Below are 6000 nucleotides of genomic sequence, written 5' to 3'. Positions count from 1 at the left end.
ACCCGGAAGAACACCTTCGACCTTCGCAGGCTCTGCGCTCTCCAGAACCTGGAGACCCTCCACCGCCGCATCGACGAGAAGCGGCGGCTTGCGGCCTGAGGTTCCACTAACCTGTTTGGCGCTCTAGGCGCGCTGCCCGCTCTCGCCGGTGACGACGGCCGAGCCGATGAGGTGCGCCAGCCGCAGCGCCTCGGGCACCCGGCCCCGGTCCGTCACGCGGGCCAGCGCCTCGGCCACCAGCGCGGGCTCCGCGCCCTGCACCTGGAAGGTGAAGCCGCCCAGCTCGTGGATGGGGCCCGCGCGCTTCAGCTTCGCCCAGCGCTCGTCCGCGCGGGGCAGGTGCCGCAGCGCGCGCTCCACCGCGTCCAGGTCCGGGGGCCGTCGCATCACCGCCACGCACGGCTTCTTCAGCCGCGCCGCCAGCTCCGGCAGGTCCACCACGTTGAAGCCGCCGAAGGCGATGCCGTCCAGCAGCACCAGGTGGAGCTGGGGCAGGAACTTGCCGCCCTCCAGCAGCCGGCACACCTCGCGCGTCGCGTTCCACCCGTCGCGGCGCACGCGCCCCCAGACGAGCCCCTCGAAGCGCGTGCCCCCGCACACCACGCCAGCCAGCGGCACGGCGACGCCGGGACGGCGCGCGAAGGGCCCATCGTCGAAGCCGATGACACGGGGGAGGCGGGGCAGGCGCATGGGGCGAGCCTCGCAAGAGGCGCCTTCCGTCCGCAAAGAGAAAGCCCGACCTCGTGGGCGCGAGACCGGGCTTCCGGACGTCTACAGGGGGCCTGATTCAGCCCGCGCGAACGTTCTGCGCCTGCAGGCCCTTGGGGCCGCGGCCGACCTCGAACTCCACCTTCTGGCCCTCGGCCAGCGTGCGGAAGCCATCCATGTTGATGGCGGAGTGGTGGACGAACACGTCCTCACCGCCGCCATCCTGCACGATGAAACCAAAGCCCTTCGCATCGTTGAACCACTTCACGGTACCAGTTGCCATGAATCGCGTTCTCTCGTTCAGAGCGGCTCACGCCGCGGCGTTTCGCCCTCTCAGAAACCGGGGGCCATGCTGCGGCCCCTAGTCTGCCCGGGGCGGGCAGCCGAGTGGAAGCCCCCCTGCCTGCCCGGCGGGCAGGAGGCCGTGGCGGGTGGGGTTCCTGCCCCTGGAGTCCGGGCAGGCGAGGAGTCCGGCCCCCCTGCGCCGGGGGCCGCGTGGCTACCTTGGCGGCAACGTCACGACCCGCTGACTGGAAGGAGTGCCGCCATGGCCGAGCCGCAGACCTCGAGATTCCTCCCCTCTCTCGTCCCACCCCACGTGCTGGGGGAGCCGGGCCTGCGCCGGGTGGTGCGCCGCGCGCTGGACAAGAGCGCCGCGGCGGGAATCCTGTCCCGCCCGCTGTTCGGCCGGCTGCCGCTGCGCCGGTGGATACCGCAGGACGTGCACTCGCTGCTGGACTACAAGGGCGGCACTGCCTCACTGCTCGCGGGCCTGCTGTCGGATGACCCGGTGGCCAGGGCGGCGGGGCTGGCGCTGGGCTCCTCCGTCATCGGCGTGTCGCTGCTCACCGACTACCGCCTGAGCCTCACCAAGCTCATCCCCATCGAAGCGCACGAAATCGCCGACTACGCCTATGGCGCGGCGGCCATCCTCGCGCCCTTCGTGCTGGGCTACGCGAGGCGCAGCCCCGTGGCCGCCGCCATCCACGTCCTGGTGGGCCTGTCGACGATTGTGGCCTCGCTGGTGACGGACTACCGGTGCCAGACGGGCATGCACCTGGGCGGCGAGCTGGCGACGGACCCGGAGGCGATAGGCGCGTGAGCCGCTGAAAAGCAAAGCGGCAGGGCGCCCGGGGGCACCCTGCCGCTCGTTTCAGCTCAGTGGGGCGAAGGCGGCTTCTAGGCCGTCTTCATGGCCGCGCCCGGCTTCACGTCGCTGGTGTCGCCACCGACGCTCTGGATGCGCATGCCGTAGAAGCTGCGGTACACGAACACCGTCGACGCCACGAAGAACACCGCCGCCAGGATGGTGGTGAGCGTGCCCTGGCCCGCGGCATTCAGCTCCACCGCCAGCTCCACGGCCAGCAGGCCGAAGAGGGTGGTGAACTTGATGACCGGGTTGAGCGCCACGGAGGACGTGTCCTTGAACGGGTCGCCGACGGTGTCGCCGACGACGCAGGCCGCGTGCAGGTCCGTGCCCTTGGCCTTCAGCTCCGTCTCGACCAGCTTCTTCGCGTTGTCCCAGGCGCCGCCCGCGTTCGCCATGAACACGGCCTGGTACAGGCCGAAGATGGCGATGGAGATGAGGTAGCCGACGAAGAAGTACGGCTCGAGGCAGGCGAAGGCGAGCGTGCTGAAGAACACCGCGAGGAAGATGTTGATCATGCCCTTCTGCGCGTACTGGGTGCAGATCTCCACCACCCGCTTGGAGTCCTCCACGCTGGCCTTCTCCACGCCCTCCAGCTTGATGTTGGCCTTGATGAACTCCACCGCGCGGTAGGCGCCGGTGGACACGGCCTGCATGGACGCGCCGGAGAACCAGTAGATGATGGCGCCGCCGGTGATGAGGCCCAGGAGGAACGGGGCGTGGAGCAGGGACAGGAACTGCGCCTTCGCCGGGTCGAGAATCTGCTCACCGTTGGGGCCGGTGGTGATGCCCACCAGCAGCACGATGATGGAGAAGATCATCGTCGTGGCGCCCACCACGGCGGTGCCGATGAGCACCGGCTTGGCAGTGGCCTTGAAGGTGTTGCCCGCGCCGTCGTTCTCCTCGAGGAACTGCTTGCCCTTCTCGAAGTCCAGGTCGAAGCCGAAGTCGCGCTTCACCTCTTCCTTCACGTTGGGGACGTTCTCGATGAGGGACAGCTCGTACACGCTCTGCGCGTTGTCCGTCACCGGGCCGTAGGAGTCGACCGCGATGGTGACCGGGCCCATGCCGAGGAAGCCGAAGGCCACGAGGCCGAAGGCGAACACCGGGGCGGCGAGCATCAGCTGGCCCACGCCCGCGCCCTCGACACCGGCGCCGCTGAACCAGAACGCCAGGCCCATCAGGCCGGCGATGATGAGGCCCATCCAGTAGGCGGAGAAGTTACCCGCCACCAGGCCGGAGATGACGTTGAGCGACGCACCACCCTCGCGGCTGGCCGTGACGACCTCGCGCACGTGGCGGCTCTCGGTGGACGTGAAGGCCTTGATGGCCTCGGGGATGATGGCGCCGGCCAGGGTGCCGCAGGTGATGATGGCCGACAGCTTCCACCACAGGCTGCTGTCGCCGCCCAGGTTCGGGATGAGCAGGTAGCTGACCAGGAACGTCAGGGCCACGGAGATGATGGACGTCACCCACACCAGCGCGGTGAGCGGGTGCTCGAAGTTCATGTGGTCCGCGTTCTTGTACTTGCCACCCTGGTACAGGTTGTTCAGGCCGTAGGCCGCCAGGGACGCGAGCACCATCACGATGCGCATCATGAAAATCCAGACCAGCAGCTCGATGCGGAAGGGCACCTCGACGGCCAGCAGGATGAAGGTGATGAGCGCCACGCCCGTCACGCCGTAGGTCTCGAAGCCGTCGGCCGAGGGGCCCACGCTGTCGCCCGCGTTGTCGCCGGTGCAGTCGGCGATGACGCCCGGGTTGCGCGCGTCGTCTTCCTTGATCTTGAAGACGATCTTCATCAGGTCGGAGCCGATGTCGGCGATCTTGGTGAAGATACCGCCGGCGATGCGCAGCGCGGACGCGCCCAGCGACTCACCGATGGCGAAGCCGATGAAGCAGGGGCCCGCGAAGTCCGCCGGGATGAACAGGAGGATGCCCAGCATCAGCAGCAGCTCGGTGCTGATGAGCACCATGCCGATGGACATACCGGCCTGGAGGGGAATCGCGTAGGTGGGGTAGGGCTTGCCACGCAGCGACGCGAAGGCGGTGCGGCTGTTGGCGAAGGTGTTGACGCGGATGCCGAACCAGGCCACGCCGCAGGAGCCGGCGATGCCCACGAGGCTGGCGATGAGGATGATGGCCACCCGGCCCACGTCCATGTGACGCAGGAAGCCGAAGTAGCCCACCATCACCACGGCGATGAGCGCCCACAGGACGCCGATGAACTTGAGCTGGGTGATGAGGTACGTCTTGCACGTCTCGTAGATGAGCTCGGAAATCTCGAGCATCGCCCGGTGCACGGGCAGCTTCTTCAGGCTGGCGTACTGCAGGAAGCCGAAGATGAGGCCGACGACGCAGACCACGATGCCGGACAGCAGCAACTGGTAGCCGTTGAAGCCGCCGAAGAAGGTGACTTCGCTGAAGTTGGGGAGGACGAGGTCCGCCTCGCTGGCGTGGGCGGCGCTGGCGGCGAAAACCGTCAGCAGCGCCAGCGCTCTGGCGGCCGCGCCGGTGACGCTCTTCCGGAGAGCGTCCATCCTAGGAACGGTGGGTGTCATGGGGGTGCAACTCCTCACAGAGACTCATTGTCCAGGCCCGCGGTTGGGTGCTCCGCGTGCCAGGAAGAACAGGGAGTGGTGTCGAGGGGTTGGCCGCCTGCGAGCGGGGACACCGCGCGCCTGCGCTTCAGCACAGCCTCGCCCTTCAAGGCGCCGAGTCGCACACCCTGAAGGCGGCCCGCGAATAACATGGACGCGGCTGCAAAGTCGAATTCTCGGGGGAGCTGGCGCCCTCTCAGCGCCCGACTTCCCGGGGAAAGCGGGTTCCTCATCACCCCCGGAGTCGTCCTCCGGGCCGGACTCAGGGTCTCAGGCGGAGGAGGAAGCCGTCCTGGGGACGCGGGTACGGGGTTTCCGAAGGGAGCGCCCGCGCCAGGGCGCCCGCCACGACGGAGTGCCCGGTGGCGTCCACCGCCAGCGTCCGCGCCAGGACGGCGCCGGGGCTGGTGAAGCCGCGGACCCAGAGTGAAGTCCCGTCCTCGGGCAGGAGCCGCGCGACGTAGAGGCCCGGGGGCGCGGTGGCGCCCGCGCCCAGGTCCAGGCCGCCGTCATGGGTGCCGGCCAGGGTGACCTGGCCCGCCTCGTCCGTGGCCAGCGCGCTGGCGGTGGCGGCGAAGGAGCGGGCCCAGCGCTCCTGGCCCCCGGCACTGTAGGCGGCGAGGAAGCCCTGGTAGCCGCCCGACGCGTGGCCCTGGCCGTGGAAGTAGAAGCGGCCGGAGAAGTTGCCGCCCACGAAGACGCGGTCCGGGCCCACGGCCACTGCGTTCGCCGTGCCCTCGGAGCCGCGGAGGTCCCGGCTCCACGCGTGCGCGCCCTCCGGTGAAAGTTTGAGGACGAAGGGCGTGCGCTGCCGCACGGTGACGAAGGCGGACCCGCCGAAGCACACCGTGCCCGCGTAGGCCCCGGCCACGTGGATGCCGCCGAAGACGTCCACCGCCACGGCCCGGGCCGACACCAGCCCCTTGGGGCCGGCGCTCCAGGTGCGGCTCCAGCGCGTCGCGCCGTCCGCGCCCAGGCGCACCGTGAAGGCGGCGCGCTCTCCCTTGGGAGGCTCTCGCACCGCGTCCCCGAAGTCCCGCCGCCCGGTGAAGTCTCCTACCAGCACCACGCCGCCAGTGCCGTCCGCGGCCAGCGCCTGCACGGTGAGGGCGCCATCGCCGGCGAAGCCTCGCACGCGCTCCACGGCGCCTTGCGGTGACAGCCGCGCCACGAAGGGGCCCTCCGGCAGCCGCTCCGTGCCCAGCGTGAAGCCGGCCGCGGTGCCGCCCAGCCAGACGTGGCCTTCACGGTCCACGGCGAGTCCGCCCACCCGGGCGCGCGCCGCTCCCTCCCGGGGCACCAGCCCATGCGCCCAGCGCAGGGCCCCGTCCGGAGAGAAGCGCGCCACCAGCAGGTGGGGCGTCGTTGAAACCTGGTTGAAGGGCAGGGGGCTTCCCCCGATGTCCAAAGGCTCTCGGTACGTCGCCGCGACGAGAACGTCCCCGTCGGGAGCCACCATGGTCTGCGGCGCCTCGCTGTCCCCGAGCACCAGCGACCGCGACCACGCCATGGCCCCCTCGCCCTCACCCGCGACCGACCCCGCTA

General features: G+C 70.0%; 5 protein-coding genes. 1 reads left to right on the top strand and 4 read right to left on the bottom strand.

Going from position 1 to position 6000, the window contains the following annotated elements; all coding sequences use genetic code 11:
* Positions 1–123: 123 nt before the first annotated feature.
* Positions 124–690, bottom strand: coding sequence for an endonuclease dU (locus G4D85_RS06680; RefSeq protein ID WP_164008965.1), 567 nt, complete (start codon positions 688–690; stop codon positions 124–126).
* A gap of 97 nt (positions 691–787) precedes the next feature.
* Positions 788–991 (bottom strand): cold-shock protein, encoded by a 204-nt coding sequence (locus G4D85_RS06675; protein WP_163989479.1) that lies wholly within the window; start codon positions 989–991, stop codon positions 788–790.
* A 264-nt stretch (positions 992–1255) separates the two neighbouring features.
* Between G4D85_RS06675 and G4D85_RS06670 the strand changes: the two genes are divergently transcribed.
* Positions 1256–1810 (top strand): SPW repeat domain-containing protein, encoded by a 555-nt coding sequence (locus G4D85_RS06670; protein ID WP_240359111.1) that lies wholly within the window; start codon positions 1256–1258, stop codon positions 1808–1810.
* 77 nt (positions 1811–1887) lie between these two features.
* On the opposite strand, the gene G4D85_RS06665 is transcribed toward G4D85_RS06670, so the two are convergent.
* Positions 1888–4416, bottom strand: coding sequence for a sodium-translocating pyrophosphatase (locus tag G4D85_RS06665; protein ID WP_164008964.1), 2529 nt, complete (start codon positions 4414–4416; stop codon positions 1888–1890).
* 301 nt (positions 4417–4717) lie between these two features.
* On the bottom strand, positions 4718–5965 hold the full coding sequence (locus G4D85_RS06660) for a hypothetical protein (protein ID WP_240359110.1): 1248 nt from the start codon (positions 5963–5965) through the stop codon (positions 4718–4720).
* Positions 5966–6000 lie beyond the last annotated feature (35 nt).

The organism is Pyxidicoccus trucidator, from assembly GCF_010894435.1.
Taxonomy (GTDB): Bacteria; Myxococcota; Myxococcia; order Myxococcales; family Myxococcaceae; genus Myxococcus; species Myxococcus trucidator.
Note: the sequence above shows the minus strand (reverse complement) of the source record. Positions and strands in the feature narration are given on the sequence as shown.